Source organism: Hyalangium ruber, assembly GCF_034259325.1.
Lineage (GTDB): Bacteria > Myxococcota > Myxococcia > Myxococcales > Myxococcaceae > Hyalangium_A > Hyalangium_A rubrum.
Genome location: NZ_JAXIVS010000013.1, coordinates 51,852 through 72,843, shown reverse-complemented (window position 1 = coordinate 72,843; position 20,992 = coordinate 51,852). Strand labels below are relative to the sequence as shown.

The following is a 20,992-nucleotide window of genomic DNA, read 5'->3' as shown; positions in this document are numbered from 1 at the left end:
GTCCAGCAACGATGCGGACTTTTTCATCCACTCCCAGGGCGAGGGCTATAGTCGGAGGCGTGTCTGGCACTCCGGTCGTCCTGGTGGCCGAGCAGCCCCACTACCTGCCCTGGCTGGACTTCTATGAGCAGGTGGCGCGCTCGGGCGTGCTGCTCATCCTGGACAATGTGCAGTGGCTGAGGCGCGGGTGGCAGCGGCGCACGCGGGTGGCGCTGGCGCACCACATGCCCACCCCACCGCCCAGCGAGCCGGGCTACCAGTGGCTGAGCATTCCCCTGGAGGGAGCGCACCGCGACAGCCTCATCTCGGAGCTGGCGGTGGACGCGAGCCAGCCGTGGGCGCGCAAGCACCTGCAGACGCTTACCACCCTGTACGGCGGGCGCCCCTACTTCAAGAGCCAGGTCCTTCCACGAGTGGAGCCCTTCTTCGCCCGGGCGGCCGAGGCCCGGGGGCCGGGCTCGCTGCTCACCACGCTGCTGGAGAGCATGGCGGTGTTCTACGAGCCGCTGGGGCTCTCGCCGCGCGTGGAGCTGGCCTCGAAGCTGGAGCGCTCGCACCCGGACAAGACGGGGCGGCTGGCCTCGTACTGCACGCAGCTGGGGGCGGACACGTACTACTCGGGCACGGGCTCGCTCTACATCCAGCCGGGGATCTTCCGGGACGTGGGGGTGCGCCTGCTGTGGCAGCGCTTCCGCTATCCCCAGTATCCCCAGGGGCGTGAGGGCCGCTTCGTGTACGGACTGTCCATCGTGGATGTGCTGTCCAACGTGCCCCTGGACGAGGTGCGCCAGTGGCTCCAACCCTCGCCCTGGGGGCCGTTCGCGCCCCCTTCCGGCTGAGGCGGCGCGGCCCAGCTACGGAGTACCCGGAGGCAGCGCTCCACCGCCCTTGTCGAAGCGCACGAAGTAGCTGCGCACCGCCCGGTCCAGCAGCACCGGGTTGAGCTGCGGCGGGATGCCCAGGTAGTTGGCCATATCCGCTCCCTAGCTCATGGCCCACATCGCTACCGAATGCGGAAGCAGTTGGGAATGAATTCAGGGCTCCTAGCCGCTTGGCATGCAACTCTCACGGTTAGGTAAAACTCCTCAACGGACAGGCTACCCCGATTGCTCCGCCACTCCGTCCCAATGCAATGCAGATACCTGAAGCCGCCTACGCAGAATGAGCGCCGACGAAGGATCACCAGTCAATCGAACTGGGCTTGTGCCTTGTTAATCGGAGTTTGGGCAACTCACTTTCCATCTATACAAGAGAGACCGGCTTAGCCATTGAGCCTGCCACGCAACAAGAGTTCAACATTCTTTCTATTCAAGGCAGTCGAAGAGATCTGTTTCCGCCTTGAGAACATTGTAGGCCGCTTCACGCTGCGAAGAACTCGTCCCCGATACAAGCACGATGTTGACTCTCAAGGCTATATCACCCGTGAAAGAAGGGTCGAAGGCCATTGGAATAATGTTGCCTGGGTCTCCACTGCCCTGAGGAACATGACTGCCAACATTGTCCAAGCGCAACAGGGTCGGACGCGCGATTTGAAGTCCACGGTCTTTTCGGATCCGTTCCAACCGATAGATAAAAGGAAAGCGCCGTCTTACGCTCTCATCGAAACGTTCGAGCCGATCAACGAGGAGGTGTCCTCGCTCTCCATCACCGATCTTGAATGACTCTTGTTGGTCTGGTTCCCGTGGAAGCGTCTGAAGTTTCCCCGTTTTGCGCCGCGAGTCCTCAAGTGCTCGGACTTCAGCATCGTAATCACCGCGTGGCGCTCCACCTAGTCTTCTCGCTCTTTGAAGCCAAAGTTCGGCACCAAGTAACGACTGATACTTCACACGAGCGCTACGGGCGCAAGCTACACAGAAGTCCTCAACTACACTCGTCGCGACGTGCTGCTCCGCGCAGTAGGTCGCGAGAGCGTCAAACGTCCGGTCTACAACCGCCGACTCGCGCAGTTCCTCGTGGCGCCCCAAGGAGGCCACGAACGGCCCTAAGAAGGAACTAGTCGGTGGCTCTGCTAGTCGAGTGACGAGTTCTCGAAGCAGATTTGTCCCAGCCTCTCTGATTCGCATCCGGTACTGCAAGAGCACAGTCAGAACTCGGCGTCCGTCTGGTCGATGTTTATCGGTTTGACGAGAACGCATCAACCATTGGGAGAGCCACTGAACGTCCCAGGGAATGCTGGCCTCTCCAGGCTGCTGAAGCATGTCGAGCGCTTCATCCAGCAAGAGTTCGTAATCGTCGCCGACACGATCCACTGCAGGGACGGCAGCCAGAGCTTGGCCGAACATCCTCACTGCATCGGCGCTTCGATCCTCTAGAAAGGCTGTTTGTGCGTGTACATGCAGCTCGCGCCAGGTGAGGGGCTCTAGGACAGTCTCAAGCCCATTCTGGACCTCGTCAGCACTCGGCCGAGTCTCGGGCTGTTCAGATAACATCCGCTGGACCAGATCAAATACTCGGCCTGGCACCTTAGCTTCAGTGAAAGCGCTCTGAAGAGCCTGCCCAAAGTCGGCAAGGTATCCTGGCTCGATCCCCGTAAGAACTTTGATGAATAGCGCCCCCAACGAGAACACATCGGCCGCAGGTGTACGCCTAGCCAAACGAAGCTTGAGTTTTTCGGGCGCAACATAGCCTGGCGTACCCATGACTGTGGTTGGGTTTCCCTCGACAGGCTGCGTGTCGAATCCAGCAATTCCGAAATCGATGACCTTGGGCTCCCAGATGCCCATGTGTAGCGCCAACATCACATTTCGCGGCGACAAGTCTTTATGAACTACACCGACAACGTGGCAAGCATGAACAGCACTGGCAAGCTTCTTCAGGAACTCGACCTGTTTTTCTAGGTCACCACCTGGCAGAATCGACTGGGCGGCAGGCAGCTTGTTCTTCAACAGCTCATCGAGCGTGTATCCTGCAATGAAATCGAGAACGACAATTCCACCATGACGTTCGTCGATGCTGGCCCCGTTGAACGCGACGACGTTAGGGTGGCGAACACGCTCAAGTATCTCCTTCTCGCGCTCGACTCTCTGTCGCAGCCCTACAGTGCTCAATGGGTAGATCCGCAGAACAACATCCCGTCCACCTTCCAGCACGTTCTCGGCCAACCAAACCTCTGCCTCTCCTCCGCGACCCAGCAATTGCTTTCGCTTAAATCGCCCGAGAATGAGTTCTGGATCTCCACGAGTTGTTACGGCTTGTAGCTTAACAACTGCGGGGTCCAGCGCAGCCAATGCCCGGCACAGCCACTCACCACGAAGATAGTACCGACCACCAGGGCGGATCTGGAGCAAGTCTAGTTGTGACAATTCCTCAAGCTGCCTATCAACCAGCCCAGCTTCAAACTCAATAGCGTTTCGAGCCAGCCACCCCTCGACATCAGTTACTCGCACATACCCGTCAAAATCCCCCCGCTCCTTGAGAATGGAAGCGGAAGCGCGGAGAACAGTGAGTTGACGCAACGTGGCTGCACCATCGTCCTCATCTTCATGCAGCATGTACTTTACGAACTCATTGAGGCGCCCTGTCTGCGCGTCATCATCAGCCAGTAGCGCGTCAACGTCGGCTGCTGTACACCACCGCCGTCTCTTCTCTTTTAGTGCCTCAAGTAAGTTGCCCCCCAAGCGATTGAGCACATAAGGATTGCCACCGCTGAGGCTGACCAACCGCCGACGTGTACGACCATCGAGGTCAAGTGGGAGGCGTTCTCGCAGGTAACGATCGGCCTCCTCATTAGTAAGCGCTCGAATCTCGAACGCCTCAAGCGCATTCGCAAGGTCGTTCGATTCCTGAATAAGGGTCTTCAAATTTTGCAGCCCGCTAAGCACAAATGACACCTCAAGTTTGCTAGGCCGGTCGTTGAAGTGTCGTAGCGCTGAAAGCAGCGCAATACGCTCCTGAGGTGAGCCTAGTCCCGCGAGCCACTTCTGAAACTCATCAAGAATAAGGAAAACCCTTTTCTTTTCTGGCAGCGAGTCAGAGAGCCTGTCGAACCAAAACAGAAATTTCTCGGAAATCTCGTCGGCACGAGAGAGATGCGATACGTCAAGCTTGCCAGCGCTAACTCCTGTCTTCGCAAGAGCACTCAAAAGAGTCTCTGCCAAGGTGGAAAAAGCTGTCTCAACGGTGGTCATCCGCGCGCCGTTCCACACTCTATCTTGGACGGCAAAATGTTGCTGGACGGCACGGTTGTCCCTTAGAGACGCACAGATAGAACTCTTGCCACGGCGCCGACGCCCGTAGATGTATGCACGCAACGGCTTGCCTTCGCCTAGATCATCTCTGAGCTTACTGAAGCATTTCTGAACGGAGGTGGACGAAAGTCTAAGCGTCTGGTCCACGTTGAGGTCAACTGGACGGCCATCGTACCCGCTCATGCGAGCGTCAACTAAGTCAGGTTGGTCGAAACGAAGCGGGATAATGTATGTTTCTTCCCCCTTTCCTCCGAACCAAGAGGTTCGGACGGACAGTCGCAGTTCCTTTGGAAGTTCAGCTCGCTCGGGATCGAGTTCCAGGGTGCACGCAACTACCACAGCAGCAGTGTCTTCGAGATTCTGGTCGCTGAGCCAAGGGACATGCAGTTCGGTGCTCGTAGTCCTCAAGGGTGAATCACCTTTGGCAGGGCGACCTATCAAGATGCTTATCCCTGCAACGGCGATGTCTCCACCATTTCGCACCAAGATGGGAACATCAACATTACGAGTGCCAGGCGCAATGAAAACACCCTTCAGAGCAGCTTTCGGAATACTAACTGTAACCCTGGCGTGTGGTGCCCCAGATCGACCGCGCTCCCAAAAACGATGCGCGAGCGATGCCACGAAATCAGTGACCAGCGGCTGAGCCGACTTCAGGCGCGGAACATCGGGCCTAGCAGATCGACGGGATTGCGCTTCGGCGTCTGCTAGAAAGTCTTCGATCGACTCCATATCGGCGGCGTCGGCCCCCAGGTCTTCGAGAACCGCGTTTCGGCAAGAACGGACCGCGTCGCGATTGCAGAGCGCAACGGCGATCGCCAGAGCATCGAGAAGTCTTCGACCCTCCGCAGGCATCTTCAGCGCTACGCCAGAGATGCTGCGCGCCAATGTGCGGCCGAAGCCGTGATCGACAAGTTCCGCGCAGATTCTAGCCAAGGCAGGTGATGCGCTAGCGGCTTGTGCACACGCAGCCAGCGCGCCCTCAATAGCCTCTGGTGACTTCGAGGCCAGCAACTCGGCCAGACGACGTTGCCCCCGGGCTTTGGCGCGGTCTTCGCAAGCACAGTGAAGAGCCAGTGCGGAAACAACCTTCTCAAAATCCGTGACGGCCGAGTCCTTCAACACACAATTTCTTAATCTTGCTGCTTCGATGACGAATTCGAGGTACTGCGCGAGAGGTCTCACAGATGAACGCAACTCTTGTGCCCATAAGATGAGAAGGTTCGCGGCTGTGATATTAACAGCATCCGCAGCACCCGAGCCCGGAGTCGCCTCCATCAATACGACTTTCTCGCCCAGCGGAACCGGGAGGAAATCAATTGGGCCTAGACGTGGCTCTCGAGGGGCAGCCTCACGAAGCCTGCCCACAAGGCCCGACGTAAGAATTCCGTCGACAGAGGCTGTACTCTTGAACCTTAAATGGGTTGACGCAGCGGAAATTGGGGGAGTGCGAGGGGTAACTTCAGTTACCTCCAATTTCTTTTGATTTGAGACTCTGTCTGCCTCCGCCCTCGCGTTCCGCAAAGCGTCGTTTAGGGCCTTGACTCGGGCAATCGCGGTCAGGACATCGCAATCCGGGCTGAGTGCTGCTTCTAGCTCGACGTCAACGTCAAAAGGCGCGCTTGAAATTGCCTCTAATGCCCCTCGCGCCTCTATCTCCGTGCCCGCAATTAAGTGAACAAGCTCTTTAGGAACTCGCTGTAACTGATCGAATGCGAACGAAACCGTAAGTTTCGATCCGATCTGATTTGTAACGGAATGCACCATCGCCGACGCAGCCAACTCACAATCTCGGGCTGCTGCCGCGAGACGGGCGGCCGCAGTTGATGCGTCTTCAACCCCAGCGCGAAGTCGTGTTGCGAACTCGGCCGAACTGGAGGGTTCGGTAATACCGATCGCCTGTAACGCAGCGACTGCTACCTGAAAAGCAGTCTGAGCGTTCGCAAACTCTGCAAGTGGAAGACCGGCTTCAACCACAGCACGGGCACGCAGCAACCCATCGTTGATTCTGCGAGCATACTCATCGAGGAGGGTGCGGATCCTGTTAGCCCCCCCCACGTCAACGCGACCCATCCCTTCTTTCTGTGACGCAGGTCGCTCCTGAGGCTGCTTGGACTGCTTCTGCACCTGTCCTTGCACAATGGGAAAAGATTCAGGTGATTCGAGGGCAAACAGAATACGAGACAACTCTCCCGATGAAAAGAGAACGAGGAGGTTGGCCGATCCAAGCAGTGCATGTGGACTTTCCGAATAAATCTTCCGAAGTGACTCAAAAGATCGATTGAGTTGCCCCCAATCTTGAGCCTCTAACGCCTTTCGGGCCTTCTGAAAATGATTGTGTGCCCGGAAGTCGAGCGTTGGATCCTGCTCCGCCCGTTGGGCAATGCGTTGAAGTGTCCGAGCGCCGCTCGCTTGGCGCGCTCTATCTTCCAGCGCATCTCCCACCAACCTCGCGAGTTGGTCAGGGTCGGCGACGAGTTTCTTGAGCGCGGGGGGCTCAAGCCGTTTCGCGTCCCTTCCAAGAAGGCCGGTGTCCTTTGCTGCTTCGCGAAGCGGCCCAATACCCAGTTGCGCGTTAAGCAGTCGCAATGAATCACGAAGCGTAGCTCGTTGCCGTGAACTAAGCTTTCGTTCGAATGCTGACGAGGAATAGGCCTGCTGGGACTTGTCTTGGGGCGCTGAAGGCATCGAATTGCCTCCTTCTCGAGGTGATTGGTATCGCGGTATCTCTGCACCCGCTCCTGCTTCCATGGGTTGAGCCGCACTCGGCAAAAGCGAGTTTGGAACAGTAAGCGGCAGCGCCGTTTCTGTGGAGATTTGGTTCAACTGAGAGCCGGATTGAATAGAGGGGCTAGACTCGGTGGGCGCCGCATTCTCAGGCGCAACCGGCGAATTCGTCACCGAGTCAGTAACTTCTGTGTGGTTGCTAGGAGCACTTGTTTCATGTGCCGCCACAGGTGAGTTCCCCACCTCGGCAGAATGAGCTGAGCAGGAGGACAGTTTTACGTCCTCGCAAAGCACATACAACATCAAGGCAGCCTGCTCCTTCCGCACCGAGGGCATAGCCCTTACCAACTCCGCACTCAGCCGCTCAAGGACTGCCCGGTCCCATTTAATTGGATGAATGTGATCCAGCGCAAAGTTGGTCGTGGCAAGACCCTGTGAGTGGGCAATAGTCCTCGCAGCTTTTTCAAGTTCCGGATGGGACTGCACCCAAACCATACAGGGAACATGGCTCTGCCACCGTCCTTCTTTCAGGACTTTCTTGAGCAGTTCCGATTTCCTTAGCGCAATCGGATGTATCGTGGCTGGTGATCGCGCACCGCCTAGATCTACTCGTCTCTGGAGAAGCAGCGACTCCAGCAACTCGTGTGCATGTTTCTGCACAGCCTTCGACACCTTGGTCCTGCGCATCGCCAAAGCTTCGATGAGTTCGCTCACGAGCGTTTTGGACAGGAGATCGGATAATTTCACCGACTCTGAGTTCGCACTCAGCTGTTTTTCCCCAGTCCGCATTGAGACTCCTCTTGAGGTTCCGTGGAGCACGTAGTGCATCACATCGCATCCGCGTTGGGAAGGAGTCCGAAATCCGTTATTTCCCCAAAAACCTGATACTCAGTTCAGGAACTTCCCTCAAGACCCTCCCTACTCAACGCAAAGGCGGGCATCCTTGCTGCCGTTATCAGGTAGGACTCGCACTCATCATCCATTGGGAATAGATGAGCTAAGATGAGCAGGCCAAAAATGCAGCGCTGAGCATAGGTACTGTCGGCATCTCCGACTCATGGCAGCGTGGCGCGTCTAGTCCAGCCGCTCCTAGTAGCACGCGTAGTCCCACGCGACGAACTGCATCGCGAACTCGGCGCGCTTTCGCAATGTAGCGAGTTGGTAAGCCGCCCAGTTGTCGAAGCCCAGCGTATAAGCGCCATGCTTACGAAGCGTGACTGCCTGCTGCATTCTGTGCGCCTTCTCTGCGCCACCGCGAGGAAAGAAGGCTTCGTCTACGGCCTGTCGATCGTGGACGTACTCTCCAACGTGCCCCTGGACGAGGTGCGCCAGTGGCTCCAACCCTCGCCCTGGGGGCCGTTCGCGCCCCCTTCCGGCTGAGGCGGCGCGGCCCAGCTACGGAGTACCCGGAGGCAGCGCTCCACCGCCCTTGTCGAAGCGCACGAAGTAGCTGCGCACCGCCCGGTCCAGCAGCACCGGGTTGAGCTGCGGCGGGATGCCCAGGTAGTTGGCCATGTCGATCACCTGATCGATCAGGTCTCGCGGCTGGCAGGCGGCGAAGGGCCGGCCGGTGGCGCGGTAGTGCTTCTCGAGCAGGTACTCCACCATGTTCGGATCGTACGGCACACCGCGCTTGTGGCAGATGGCCTCGAAGATCTCGAAGTACTGCTCCTCGTCCGGGCGCATCACCTCGAGCTTGTAGCGCACGCGACGCAGGAACGCGTCGTCCACCAGGTCGGACGGGTCCAGGTTGGTGGAGAAGGCAGCGAACACATCGAAGGGCACCTGCACCTTCTTGCCGGTGTGCAGGGTGATGTTGTCCACGTCGCTCTCGAGCGGGACGATCCACCGGTTGAGCAGGTCCACCGGGGAGACCTTCTGTCGACCGAAGTCGTCGATCAGCAGCATCCCGTTGGTGGCCTTCATCTGGAAGGGCGCCTCGTAGTACTTCACCTCGGGCGAGTAGACGAGATCGAGCATCTCCAGCGTCAGCTCGCCGCCCACCACCACCATGGGCCGCCGGCAGCGCACCCAGCGACGATCATACGAGGGGCTTCCGGGCTCGTCCTCGACGGGCTTGTGGAGAATGCCATCGAAGATCCGGACGATGAAGTCGTCGATCATGATGGCGTAGGGGATGAAGATGTCCCCCTCGAAGCAGTTGACCATGCACTGGCAGATGGCCGTCTTGCCGTTGCCGGGCGGGCCGTAGAAGAAGATGGCGCGCCCGGAGTTCATCGCCGGACCGATGCCGTCGAAGATGTAGTCGCGGATGATGAGGTCGCCGAACTTGTCCTCCATCTTCGCGCGGGTGATGCGGTTGCCGCGCACCGTCTGCTTCTTCACCGCCTGGGTCCACTCCTGGATGGTGACGGGCGCCGGGCCGTTGTAGCGGTTGCGATCGAGGATCTGCCGCATGATCTCCGTGGCGAAGGAGGTCAGCTGGTAGATCATCGTCGACTTGCCCACGCCCGAGCCGCCACCGCCGCGGATGTCGATGTACTTCTGGCGGCGCAGTCCCTCGATCACCTCATCGATGATGGCGGAGGGCAGCTTGAGTCGGCTGGCGATGTCGATGCCGCGCATCTCTCCAGCGAAGAAGATCGCCTTGAGGATGAGCTCCTCCACCATGGAGACGGTGAGGCCCGCCTCCTCGATGGTGCGCGGAGGCGCGGGCCAGAAGCGGTTGGTGGGCGGCGGAGCGCCCTCTCCCAGGGCGCGGCGCTGCATGGTGGCCTGCGGGCGGCGATCCTGGCCCGGGGACACGGCGACGGTCCTCCGCTCGGGGCCGGCGTACTGCGCGGCGCCACCGCCGGCGCGGCGATCCTGGCCGGGGATGCCCGCTTGGGTCATGGAGCGGCGATCCGGAGGCGCTTCCCCCGGAGGAGGCGAGGCCGGAGGCAGGGACTGGGAATGGCCGGTGCCCATGCGCGGCGCATGGGCCGGAGGCAGGGACTGAGAGGCGCCCGTTGCCATCTTCGGCCGGGGCGGCGTGGCCAGCACGGGGCCCGGGGGAGGCTGCTCCACGGGGGCCGCCATCTCGGATTCGAGCGGCGTCACATGGCGATTCACATCGGTGCTGACATCGGGGCGGTCGAAACCCGGGGGGGACCCGGGCCTCTTGATCTCAGGCATGGGCGCAAGCCTACCCCACTCCCCCGGATTTCTCTGCTACCCGTCGGGTAGCGCGGCCATCGGCACGCCCTGGCGCTGAACTCCCCTGCCCCCTGGCTCGGCGGGCAACCCCGCGAACGCGGCGGCTAGCTCCGGCGACGGGCGCCCCGAAGTCCGAGCGCCAGCAACATCAGCAGCACGAGGCCCGCGGGCCCGCCCGGCGTACCGCAGGACCAGCCCACGGCGGACCTGCGCTCCACTGTCCCGCCGTCGCCCGGCCCTGGCGAAGGCCCGCCCGCGTCGGGCGTTCCGGCATCCGGCATGCCCGCGTCGGGCGGTTCCACGACGGGACAGGAGCCGCCTGGAGGGGGAATCGGATCGGGCCCGCCATCCGGGAGCAGGACGAAGACACCATCGGAAGAGGCCGTCGTCTGCAGCCCCACCTGGTTCTTGGCTCGAACCGTGACGTAGTACCAGGTGCCGGGAGTGAGGCGTTGCATGCGCCCGCCCGAGGTCGACAGCGTGACCGACGTCCGGGTGTCGTTGGTGGCGAAAGGCGCGATGTTCGTGCAGCCGGGCGCGGTCCCCGCTCCGACTTCATACCCCGTGATGGAGGTATCGGGATCCGTGAAGTCCCAGCTCCCCAGCAGCTCCTCGGTGCTCGTCTGGGTGTCCCGATCCGCGCCCACGCCATCCAGGACCCGGGCGACCACGGGAGGGGTGAGATCCATGGCCCCGAGCGAGAAGAGGAACATGTCCTTGCGGTTCGAGAAGGTGGGGTCGTATCCCGCGTCCCCCTTCAGGATGTCCGAGGAGGTCGTCGAGCCGCCGATGATCAGGTCATTGGCTTGCGGGCCGAAGCCCAGCGCTCGCACTTCATCCTCCAGCCGGCCGCCCACGAAGGTGCCCCAGTCCGGGACGTAGTTCGGGCCATTGGGCACCAGCTGGATGACGTACCCCTCGGAAGCACCCTCGGGCGTCATGTCGAAACCGCCCCCAATGGGGAGCGTCGGCGAGGTGGTCTTGCCACCAATGAAGACGTTCCCTCGCGGCCCCGGAGCGATGGCCCACCCGTCGTCATCCCCAGAGCCTCCAATGACGGCGGAGAACCCTGGCTGGCCAGTGCCGAGATCCAAGCTGGTCAGGAACGCGTTGCTGCCGCCTGGAATCATCCCCGCCGGGGAGAGCGGAAAGTTGGTGGACGTGGTCGTGCCCACGACCAGGAGGCGGCCCGGGGGCGTGCCCGGCGTGAGCAGCACGCCATAGCCCTCCTCTGCCGCGGTCCCACCCAGGAAGGTTATCCACGACGGCGAGTTGAGCCCGGGGGTGAGCGCGAGGACAACGGCCTGCCGCCCCGCCGCCGAGGGCCCCTGCCCCGTGCCCGGGAAGTTGGGCGAGTCGGTATAGCCCGTGGCGTAGATGCCCGTGCCACCGTCGGCCAACGTTCCTGAAGTGATGGCCCGACCGACATCTTCGACGATGCCGCCACGCAGCAGTGTCCGCTCGATGGCGCCTGTCGTGCCATCGAGCCGACTGACGAAGAGGTCCATGCCCCCATCGGCGCCCACGCCCCCCGAGCCAGGCATGTCGGCCGAGGACGTCGAGCCCACCGCATACAGCTTCCCATCCGCTCCGAGCGTCAGGCCGTGGATGTCCTCGGCACCCGTGCCTCCCACGTGCTGGAACCAGGACAGCACCCTGCCATCATCGGCCTTGAGGCGGGCAACGAAGCCATCCGTGGTTCCCTGGTGCGTCGACCCCGTCCCCACCCGGAACTCCGGAGAGCCCGTGGTGCCCGCGACGTAGATGAACCCGCCCGCGCCGATGACGACGGATCTGCCGACATCCGCCCCGGTGCCGCCAATCACCGTCGTCCAGATCAGGTTCCCCTTGAAGGTGAAGCGACTGACGACGATCTCCGAGAGCCCTCCTTCGCCGAAGAACTGATCCGATGGGACGGGATCGAGAGGATCGTAGTCCAGGTCGCCACTCGAGCCGACGACGAAGAACTCCCCGGCCGTGACGCCACTGGGAATGACGGCCACGCCATGGAGCACGTCATCGGACAGCGAGCCGATGAAGGAGCTCCACTGGATGACCGGGTCCACCCACGCCGGGCGACCGGGCTCCTTCACGTCCACCTCGATGACGTACTCCCAGCTCCCCCGCTCCGTGGCGCGCACCTCGCGGTAGCGGCAGGGCACCTCATAGGAGGTGCCATCCGCGCGCTCCTGCCCGCACAGCAGCCCTTCCTCTCGGAGGTGCCCATCGGCCAGGTCCACCTCCAGCGCGCGACCGCCGTCGGCCACCCGCAGCGCCTGGGCACCCCGCCACTCGAGCCGCACCTGGCGCAAGTGCTCGCCCCGGGCGGCGCGCAGGCTGTAGCCGACGCCTCCCTCGCGAGACTCGAGCCACAGGTCCACACCCTGGGCCGCCGCCGGGTAGTACAAGGCGCCCCAGGTGGGCAGCCCCTGCCTCCAGTCCTCGGGGGGCCCTACGAGCTGGTTCAACTGGGCCCCGCGCGGCTGGAGCGGCTGAGGCACCACGGCTTGGGCACCCACCAGGCCCCAGCGCAGTTCCCGCGCGGGGCGTTCGGCGGGCGACAGCCGCACCGTCAGGCCCGTGTCCGAGAAGAACGCGTTGGCGCCGGGCTGGTGCTGGAAGTAGCGGCCCGGTGTACGCGCGGGCGCGGGGGCGATGACGACCCGCTCGCTGGCCGGACGCGGAGGCCCCGGGGGGGCAGGAGGCACCGGGGGCTGCGGTGGCTTCGAAGCGGCGAGCGTCAGGACCAGGAGGCCAGAGGCCATACCGCCGAGTGCGCCAGAAAACACGAACGACTCCCTCCGGGCCGGACCGACTCCCCCCTGGCCACGCGGCCCTGGATACGCGAAGCAAGCGCCTCGCGCCACTGGAGCCTGGGGTACGTCGGCCACCCGGTTGGGGCCACGACAACGAAATAGAGCCGGAGAGCACTGGCGGCTCCCCGGCTCCTCATTTCAGTCCTGCTGGGAGCCAGTGGCTACCAGGGGCAGTTGACGACTTCCACCGTGCGGGTCAGCGACGGGGCGCTGTTACCCCCACTGTCGGTGAGCGTGTAGTTCACCGTGTAGACGCCCTCGACCCAGCCGTTCGGGAAGCCCGTCCACTGCACCTCGGGGGTGATGTCGCCGTAGCAGGTGTCGAAGGCCGTCCAACCCGGCTCCGCCCACTGGCTGCCGCACTGGTGAACCATGTGCGTGGGGCCCTTGAGCGCGAAGCGCGGGGGCTTGGTGTCGTTCACCGTCACCGCGCGGACGGCGCTCACCGTCTGGCCCATCGCGTTCCAGGCGATGTACTGCACGTGGTACAGGCCCTCGGCGCAGGTGGCCGGCCCGGGGCCGTACGCGTCGTGGCCCGAGTTGTAGTGGTGGACCGGGATGGACGAGCAGTCGGCGTCGTACGCCTGGGCGTCCGGATCCGTCCACGTCGTCTCACCGCACTCCAGCGTCATGTTCAGGTCGCCGTTGACCACCAGCGTGGGCCCGCCCGAACCCGGGGTGCAGGCGCTGGTGCTCATGTCGTTGCTGCCGCTGGTGACGTTCGGGTTGCCGTTGCACTCCTCGCCGCCCACGCAGGCGAGCAAGGCGCTGGTGCAGGTGCCGTCCGTGTTGCAGACATCCGTGGTGCAGGAGTTGCCGTCGTCGCAGTCGGCCGGGGTCTGGCAGGCGGAGTCCACCACCTCGCCGTTGAGCACCACCGCGGCGCTGTGCAGGCGGTTCTCGGAGCAGCAGTCATCCACCTGGGTGATGACCACGCGGTTGATCTCACCGGGGACCACGTACGAGGCGAGGTTGGCGGTGCCGGAGCCGCCCAGGTACACGTAGCTGCCGGGGATGACGAGCCCGCCGGGGTGGTGCGAGTTGAAGATCGTCACGCGCGAACCATCGTCCATGCCGTTGAAGGCGATGGTGAAGGTGGTCACCTGCACGTTCGACGGAACGCTCACGAAGCTCTGGAAGTAGGTGAAGTCGCCGTAGGCCATACAGCTGACCGGCGCCTGACATACCCGCGAGGGGATGTCGAAGGCGATGGTCTCGCCGTTGGGAGCCGCGGCCCAGTCCGGATCCGAGGCGGCCGGGATGCTGGAGACGTTGTACTCACAGATGTCGCCGTGGCGCGACGGGGCACAGTTGAACTGCACCAGGCCGCGAGGGTTGGAGGCGGTCACCTCGTTGCCGTTGTGCATCTGCCACGGCGTGCGGCTCTGGGCCGCGGCAGGCAGTGCGCTCAGCACCGCGAGGGCTCCGACTGCGCCGAAGAACTTGTTCATCATCGTGGGCTCCCCGATACAGCGACAGCGTTAAAAGTGGTTTTTACTGTACCGGGCAAGCAGCCTGATCTTCAAGGGCTAGATCGCACTATCCTTGTTTTCCTGTTTTCAAGAAACCAAGAATCGAGGGCCTTGAGGCGGTGGGTGGAGGGCCTGGGGCCTGGGTTTGCCAGTGCTTACAGCAGCGGCGCGCTCTGGAGGCGGGTGCTAGCCTGAAGGCATGAGCTTCTTCCAGGATCCCCCTCGCCTCGGAAACCAGTACGACGACGACGCGCTCTTGCAGTCCTACCTCGCCCGCCGGCTCCCGGAGGAGCTGCGGCGCTCCATCACGGAGGAGCTCCGGGAGCTGGGCGAGCTGGGGGGCAAGTACTTCTATGAGTTCCAGCTGAGGGATCGGCTGAACGAGCCGGAGCTGACGCAGTGGGATGCGTGGGGCCGGCGGGTGGACCGCATCGAGGTGTCACCGCTGTGGCGCGAGGCGGAGGTGCTGGCGGCGAAGCGGGGCCTGGTGGCGGTGGCGTACGAGCAGAAGAGCGGCGAGTACAGCCGGCTGCACCAGTTCGCGCTGAACTACGTGGTGCAGCCTTCGCTGGACGTGTACTCGTGCCCGCTGGCGATGACGGACGGCGCGGCGCGGACGCTCGTGTCGCTGGGGAATCAGGAGCTGATCTCGCGCGCCCTGCCCCACCTGACTTCGAGGGATCCGGCGACGTTCTGGACATCGGGCCAGTGGATGACGGAGCGCACGGGCGGCTCGGACGTAGGGCTGACGCAGACGGTGGCGCGGAAGACGCCGGAGGGCTGGCGGCTGTACGGGACGAAGTGGTTCACCTCGGCGACGACGTCGCAAATGGCGCTGACGCTGGCGCGGCCGGAGGGCAACGGCCCGGGCGGTAAGGGGCTGGCGTTGTTCTACGTGGAGACGCGAGGGACGGACGGGTTCCTGAACGGCATCCAGATCAACCGGCTGAAGGACAAGCTGGGGACGCGCAAGGTGCCGACGGCGGAGCTGACGCTGGATGGGGCGTTGGCGGTGCCGGTGGTGGGGCTGACGGACGGCATCCGGAACATGTCGTGGATGCTGAACGTGACGCGGACGTGGAACGCGATGGGAGCGGCGTGGGGGCTGCGGCGGGCGATGGCGCTGGCGAGGGACTACGCGGCGCGGCGGGTGCAGTTCGGGGCGAAGCTGGCGGAGAAGCCGCTGCACGTGGACACGCTGGCGGGGATGGAGGCGGAGGTGGAGGCGGGCTTCCTGATGGCGTTCCGGGCGGCGGAGCTGCTGGGGCGGATGGAGGCGAAGGTGGCGACCGAGGAGGAGCTGTTGCTGCAGCGGCTGGTGACGCCGCTGGCGAAGCTGACGACGGGGCGGCAGGTGGTGGCGGTGAGCTCGGAGGCGGTGGAGGGCTTCGGGGGTGCGGGCTACGTGGAGGACACGGGGCTGCCGAGGCTGCTGGCGGACTCGCAGGTGCTGAGCATCTGGGAGGGCACGACGAACGTGCTCTCGCTGGACGCGCTGCGGGCGCTGGCGAAGGAAGGGACGCTGGACGTGTTCCACGCGGACGTGGAGAAGCGGCTGGAGGCGGCGAAGGACTCGGGGCTGAAACCGTGCGTGAAAGCGGCGCAGGAAGCGGTGGAGCAGGCGCGGGGCTGGGTGACAGGGACACTGGCGAACCCGGTGGGGCTGGAGGCAGGGGCGAGACGCTTCGCGCTGACGCTGGGCCGAACGATGGAGTTGGCGTTGCTGGTGGAGCACGCGCAGTGGTGCCTGGACCACGGGCACGGGCCGAAGGTGATGGCGGCGGCCCGGCGGTTCACGCGTCACGGCGTGAACCTGATTACCGATATGGATCTGGATGACTCACGGCTGCTGGCGTGAGCGCCTGTTCGTCCTGACGATCCAGACAGCGGTCGTGCCGCTGAGTAATGGGGGGAGCCAGCTCGGCATCCCCACCCAGGACTCCTCGGTGGATTGTGCGTCAATCCACCAGAAACCCAGGCGGTTCCAGAGGGACTGAGGGACCGACGGGCGACCGGGCTGGAAGAAGCGTCCCCCTAGATCGAACGTATCCAGGGGGCGGCCGGAATTCGATTCGAGCAACACAACGGTGCCGATCCTGAACGAGCCATCCCCTGGCCACCGGAATCGATAGTACTTGCAGCGAATCTGGGCGCCTCGCGCCTCCTCCGTGTCGATCCCCACGGAGGTATAGAAGTGGTAGCTGCTGAGCCACATCACCATGAAGACACAGGTGAAGCTGGCAAGCCATGCCAAGAGGAGGCACCTCCTCACGCCTGCTCCCGCGCCAGCTTCCGCCGCCGCGCCAGCAGCGCTTGTGCCAGGAGCAACACCAACCCCGTCACCAGCGCCGTGGGTCCGAACCAGTCTCCCCAAGCCACCATCAGCGTGCCCATGTGTACCGCCGGCGGCACCGTCATCAGCACGCCCGCGCGCTGACCGGTCTGCACCTCGCGGACGAGCTCCCCTGTCGGCGTGATGAGGGCCGAGATGCCCGAGTTCGTCGCTCGCACCTGTGGCAGCCGCGTCTCGATGCTCCGGAACGCCGCCAGCGTCAGGTGCAGCTTCGGCCCCGCCGACGTGCCGAACCATGAGTCGTTGGAAATCGTCACGATGAGCTCGGCGCCCTTGCCCACCGCCTCCGCCACGTAGCCCGGGAAGATGGCCTCGTAACAGATGAGCGGCGCCACCTTCAGCACCCGCCCCCCGCGCAGCGGGAAGTCCAGCAGTTGCGGCCCCGGCCCCCGCTTCCACGTCCCCAGCCACGGCAGCACCCCACGCACCCAGGGCGTGTCCATCACTTCGGGCACCCACTCCGTCAGCGGGAACAACATCGTCTTGCGGTAGACCCCCAGTTCCAGCCGCCGCTCTTCCGGCTGGCCCACGGGCCCCAGGAACATCGCCGCGTTGAACTCGCGATCCTGCTCCAAGTCATACGCGCCGAAGATGAGCGGCATCTGACGCTCGCCCACGAAGGCGCTGAGCTCCTGATCGAACTCCGCTCCTTCCTCGCTCTTCGGTGAGCCGAACGTCGTGGGGTACACCGTCTCTGGCCACACGATCAGATCCGGCTTCGTGTCCTTCATCAGCTCGTCGGACAGGCGGTAGTGCGTGTCCAGGATCATCCGAAGCGCGTCGTACGCGCCCATCTGCTGCAGGAGCTGGCCATAGTTGGTGATGTTCGCCTGCACCACCCCCACCGTGAGCCCGGGTCCCGATGCGGTGCGCTCGCTCACCTGCCGGTGCCGCAGAGCCCCATACACCGTGAGCGCCCCCACCAGTGCCACCGCTCCCACCGCGGGTATGCGCAACGCCCTGGCTCCCGGCCACTTCCAGCCGCGCGCCGCGAACGCCCGCACCGCCGCGAGCACGCATTCATTGACGAGCAGCATCACCACCGTGAGCCCATGCGCCCCGGCGAGGTCCGCGCCCTGTCTCCACCAGACGGAGCTGTAGAAGCCATGGCCGACCGTGTCCGCGAAGAGCTTGGGCACCGCCCACTCCGTGCCTGCGTACACCAGCGCTCCCACCAGCCCCGCGCGCAGGAACGCGCCCTCCGGAGCCACCCGCCGGGCCAGGTGCCGCGCCAGCGAAGCGGTGATGAACTGAGGCTGGAGCAGCGGCGCGAACACCAGCAGCACGAGCCAGAAGGCCCACGAGGCCGAGGACTGTGCGTACTCCCGCAACGCCTCCGCGAACCACCCGAAGATGCCGACGGTGAAGACGAGGCTCTGCACCAACCCGGCCATCAGCGCCTGTCGCGCCGTTCGGACCCGGTCGAGCACGGCCAGCCACGGCACCATCGCCACCCAGACCACCCAGCACCAGGTGGCCTCGATGCTCCCGAACAGCGACACCAGAAAGGTGGTCGCCACGGCACCGAGGAGGAACTCCCCGTACCGCCGCCCCGTGGACAGCTCCGCGCTCATGGCCCTGCCCCGCCCTCGTTCGGATCCTTCAGCATCTGGATGGGCAGCCCCGGCGGCGCCAGCTCCGGTGGGACGATGCCATTCTCGGGCACCTTCATCGGCTGGCCGTTCGCGTCCAGCGGAGGCTTCTCCGGGTTGAACATCAGGATGGCGGGCAGACGCTCACCGTCATCCGTGGCCTGGTAGTGGCGCACGTAGCCCGGCGGCAGCTCGAAGTCCTCGGGCACCAGGATTCCCTTCTTGATGGGATCGGTCCCCGGCGCCGGGAACAACATCATCCCCGAAGGTTCATCCCCAGGCTTGGGCATCTCGTAGAGTCCCTCGGGCAGTTGCTCCAGCACCTCTTCGGGCACGGCGGCCACCTGCTTCTGCAGGTGCTGGGGCAAGGCCGGCTTCGTGACCGGACGCGCGGGCGCTGGACGCACCACCGGGGCCGTCGCGGGAGGAGGCGTCGCCACGGGCGGTGGCTCGCTCTCGGCGAACACCGGCAGTTCTACCTCGGGCGTATCGAAGAACATCCACGCGCTCAGGGCCAGGCACACGCAGGTAATGGCGATGCCCAGGCCGAGCACCCACGCGATACCGCTCGCGCGCCGTTGCTCGACCCTCACGACACCATCGCTGTCGACGCGCCGCTCTTGGGCCGGCGGGGACTCCGGCATGCTCGCTCAGGACCTCCGGGCTGCGTATAGTACCGGCCCCTTCCGCCCAGGCCAACCAAGCCCACACTGGGCCCTTACCCTTACCGCCCCCCATGCACGCCGACGCCGAGCCCGTCCCGCCCCCCAGCGCAGGCGATGACACCGCGGCTCGCCTCTCCGTCCATGCCTGGTCGCCCGCCCTCCGGGTGCTTGCCGCCGCGGCCCAGGTGCTGAGCGCGGCGAACCTGCTCTACCTCGTGGCGCTCTCCCTGCTCGGAGTCCTCGAGGGCTATGACGATATCTCCCCACTGGGGACGGCGCTCCGGCTGCTGGGCTTCTCCCTCCTGCCGCTGGTGTTGGTGTGGCTCCTGAGGCGCTTCACAGCGGCAAGCCTCCACGCGGAGCCGACGCGCCTCGTGTTGCAGCTTCGCGGCGTGCGGTTCGAGATCCCTCGGGAGTCCATCACCCGCGTCGAGCCCTGGAGACTCCCGCTCCCGGGGACCGGTCTGGCGCTGCGGATGAAGTCGGGGAGGCGCTTCGACTACCACCTCCAGGCTTCCACCCTCGCTCCGCTGCTGACCGCGCTGGGCGACACGCTGCCCACGGCCGCCGCGGCGGCCCAGCACCCCAGCGCCCGCTTCGGGCAGGCCCGGCATGACCGGCGGCGTTGGTTCTTGGACGCGCCGGCCTTCAAGTTCGGCCTGTTCCCGCTGCTGCCCGCGGGAATCATGTTCCGGGCGCACCAGTACATCACCTTCGGCGGGCCCTTCGGCGAGTACGACGCGTTCGGGCTCGCGGCGTACCTGAAGACATTCGCCGGCTACTGGCTCTCCTTCACCCTGGGCCTGCTGCTGTTCGCTGGCTTCTGGCGGATCCTCGCCGAGGTGCTGGCGTTCCCCATGACCTGGCTGCTGCCCTCCTATGCGCGGGGTGTGCGACGCGCCGCGGAGTGGCTGTGCCGGCTCGTGTACTACGTCGGCTTCCCTGCCCTCATGGCCTGGCGCTTCCTGGGCTGAGCAACAGCCGGAGGCGAAATGCCCTGCGCTTCCGCCGTGCGCCGTGCCTGCTCAATCCCTTCGAGGCGTTTCTGCCGGACATCGGGATTCCCTCGCATCCGCCTCACACGCCGTTCCGCTTCGTCCAGCATCGCGAAGGCATCACGTGCCCTTTCCGGAAACAAGGACAGCGACTGAACATAGAGACAGGCGATCAAGATGTGAGTGCGGAGGTCAGGAAAGCCAAGCTGTTTGATGCGTCGCAGCGGTGGACCAAAGTCTTTCCACGGCCGAGCCTCCCCATAGGCTTCAACAAGCATGTCACTGGCCGTCAGTTGCTGAAGGTGCAACCGCTCGGCGGGCGTGCGCGCCTCGCGCAAGAACCGGCGCTCGAAATCCTTGAGCGCGAGCACAATCACCTCGAAAGGTGCCTTGGAATAGCCCAGCAGCAGAATGAGATAATCCTTCTCCTGAGCCACGGTACGCCACCACTCCCTTCGAGGGCGATTCACCGTGCTCCTCCGGGGCAAACTTCACCGTCGAACTCTGCGGGCCATTCTCCTGTCTTGAAACATTCATCATAGCAGGATTTGCAGTGAGTCTTCCCGTAGGTGAACCCCTCCAGGTCCTCCCCTCCGGCGGCGATGCACCGCTCATAGAATTCCTGACAGTACTCCTTTCTCTGTATGCGCTGCTTGTTGGTGAGCGCTGTAGGCGGCAAGCGAGGAGATGTCTTAGGCGCTTCCTTGGGAGGCGTGACCCCGCAGCGCTCATACTGGCCAGGGTTCTTCTTGAGACAGCACGAGACGGTGCTGTCTGTCTGGTTGCAGTCCCCTCCTGGAACTCCTTGCGCGATAGTGGTCCAGTTTCCCGAACCACCTGTGCCATGGACAACCTGTACCGAGCTGCAACCACTAAGTCCCAGCAAACCCGTAGCGAACAAAAGAGCACTCAGGACAGACGGTGGCTGTGCTGAACCCGTTCGCTGCATAGGTTCCTCCTGGACAGTGCTACCCAAAACTAACTTAGCCCACCAGGAAAGTCATGCGGAGCTATCCAAGCGCTTCGCGG

The 20,992-nt window shown here is 63.8% G+C and carries 10 protein-coding genes and 1 pseudogene; 4 read left to right on the top strand and 7 right to left on the bottom strand.

Annotated elements, in window-relative coordinates:
* Positions 1 to 59: 59 nt before the first annotated feature.
* Positions 60 to 839, top strand: a complete 780-nt coding sequence (locus SYV04_RS31600) for a WbqC family protein (RefSeq protein ID WP_321549688.1) — start codon at positions 60 to 62, stop codon at positions 837 to 839.
* 465 nt (positions 840 to 1,304) lie between these two features.
* Here SYV04_RS31600 and SYV04_RS31595 read toward each other — a convergent pair whose 3' ends face one another.
* Entirely contained in the window at positions 1,305 to 7,703 is a 6,399-nt protein-coding gene (locus SYV04_RS31595; RefSeq protein ID WP_321549687.1) for a serine/threonine-protein kinase, read from the bottom strand.
* A 474-nt stretch (positions 7,704 to 8,177) separates the two neighbouring features.
* Here SYV04_RS31595 and SYV04_RS31590 point away from each other — a divergent pair.
* A pseudogene (locus SYV04_RS31590) lies at positions 8,178 to 8,294 on the top strand (WbqC family protein); the annotation flags it as partial.
* Positions 8,295 to 8,309: 15 nt separating this feature from the next.
* On the opposite strand, the gene SYV04_RS31585 reads toward SYV04_RS31590, so the two are convergent.
* The 3 genes from SYV04_RS31585 to SYV04_RS31575 form a co-directional block, all read right to left on the bottom strand.
* Positions 8,310 to 10,049 (bottom strand): ATP-binding protein, encoded by a 1,740-nt coding sequence (locus SYV04_RS31585; RefSeq protein WP_321549686.1) that lies wholly within the window; start codon positions 10,047 to 10,049, stop codon positions 8,310 to 8,312.
* 125 nt (positions 10,050 to 10,174) lie between these two features.
* Entirely contained in the window at positions 10,175 to 12,835 is a 2,661-nt protein-coding gene (locus SYV04_RS31580) for a DUF7948 domain-containing protein (protein WP_321549685.1), read from the bottom strand.
* Between the two features lie 212 nt (positions 12,836 to 13,047).
* On the bottom strand, positions 13,048 to 14,340 hold the full coding sequence (locus tag SYV04_RS31575) for a DUF5011 domain-containing protein (RefSeq protein WP_321549684.1): 1,293 nt from the start codon (positions 14,338 to 14,340) through the stop codon (positions 13,048 to 13,050).
* Positions 14,341 to 14,557: 217 nt separating this feature from the next.
* On the opposite strand from SYV04_RS31575, the gene SYV04_RS31570 reads away from it, so the two are divergent.
* Entirely contained in the window at positions 14,558 to 16,216 is a 1,659-nt protein-coding gene (locus tag SYV04_RS31570) for an acyl-CoA dehydrogenase family protein (protein WP_321549683.1), read from the top strand.
* Positions 16,217 to 16,626: 410 nt separating this feature from the next.
* On the opposite strand, the gene lnt is transcribed toward SYV04_RS31570, so the two are convergent.
* A complete protein-coding gene (gene lnt, locus SYV04_RS31565; RefSeq protein ID WP_321549682.1) occupies positions 16,627 to 18,285 on the bottom strand; it encodes an apolipoprotein N-acyltransferase in 1,659 nt (552 codons plus the stop codon).
* A complete protein-coding gene (locus SYV04_RS31560) occupies positions 18,282 to 18,947 on the bottom strand; it encodes a hypothetical protein (RefSeq protein ID WP_321549681.1) in 666 nt (221 codons plus the stop codon). Before SYV04_RS31560 ends, lnt begins: the two co-directional genes overlap by 4 nt.
* A gap of 92 nt (positions 18,948 to 19,039) precedes the next feature.
* Between SYV04_RS31560 and SYV04_RS31555 the strand changes: the two genes are divergently transcribed.
* Entirely contained in the window at positions 19,040 to 19,942 is a 903-nt protein-coding gene (locus tag SYV04_RS31555; protein WP_321549680.1) for a hypothetical protein, read from the top strand.
* Here the strand turns inward: SYV04_RS31555 and SYV04_RS31550 are convergent.
* Positions 19,897 to 20,400 (bottom strand): hypothetical protein, encoded by a 504-nt coding sequence (locus SYV04_RS31550; protein WP_321549679.1) that lies wholly within the window; start codon positions 20,398 to 20,400, stop codon positions 19,897 to 19,899. The two genes, SYV04_RS31555 and SYV04_RS31550, sit on opposite strands and share 46 nt — an antisense overlap.
* Between the last annotated feature and the right edge of the window lie 592 nt (positions 20,401 to 20,992).

Bases quoted from the DNA above. Each gene is read 5' to 3' on its own strand.
- SYV04_RS31570 (WP_321549683.1), top strand. From the start codon at position 14,558: ATGAGCTTCTTCCAGGATCCCCCTCGCCTCGGAAACCAGTACGACGAC.
- SYV04_RS31585 (WP_321549686.1), bottom strand. From the start codon at position 10,049: ATGCCTGAGATCAAGAGGCCCGGGTCCCCCCCGGGTTTCGACCGCCCC.
- SYV04_RS31595 (WP_321549687.1), bottom strand. From the start codon at position 7,703: ATGCGGACTGGGGAAAAACAGCTGAGTGCGAACTCAGAGTCGGTGAAA.
- SYV04_RS31575 (WP_321549684.1), bottom strand. From the start codon at position 14,340: ATGATGAACAAGTTCTTCGGCGCAGTCGGAGCCCTCGCGGTGCTGAGC.
- SYV04_RS31560 (WP_321549681.1), bottom strand. From the start codon at position 18,947: ATGCCGGAGTCCCCGCCGGCCCAAGAGCGGCGCGTCGACAGCGATGGT.
- SYV04_RS31555 (WP_321549680.1), top strand. From the start codon at position 19,040: ATGCACGCCGACGCCGAGCCCGTCCCGCCCCCCAGCGCAGGCGATGAC.
- SYV04_RS31580 (WP_321549685.1), bottom strand. From the start codon at position 12,835: ATGGCCTCTGGCCTCCTGGTCCTGACGCTCGCCGCTTCGAAGCCACCG.
- lnt (WP_321549682.1), bottom strand. From the start codon at position 18,285: ATGAGCGCGGAGCTGTCCACGGGGCGGCGGTACGGGGAGTTCCTCCTC.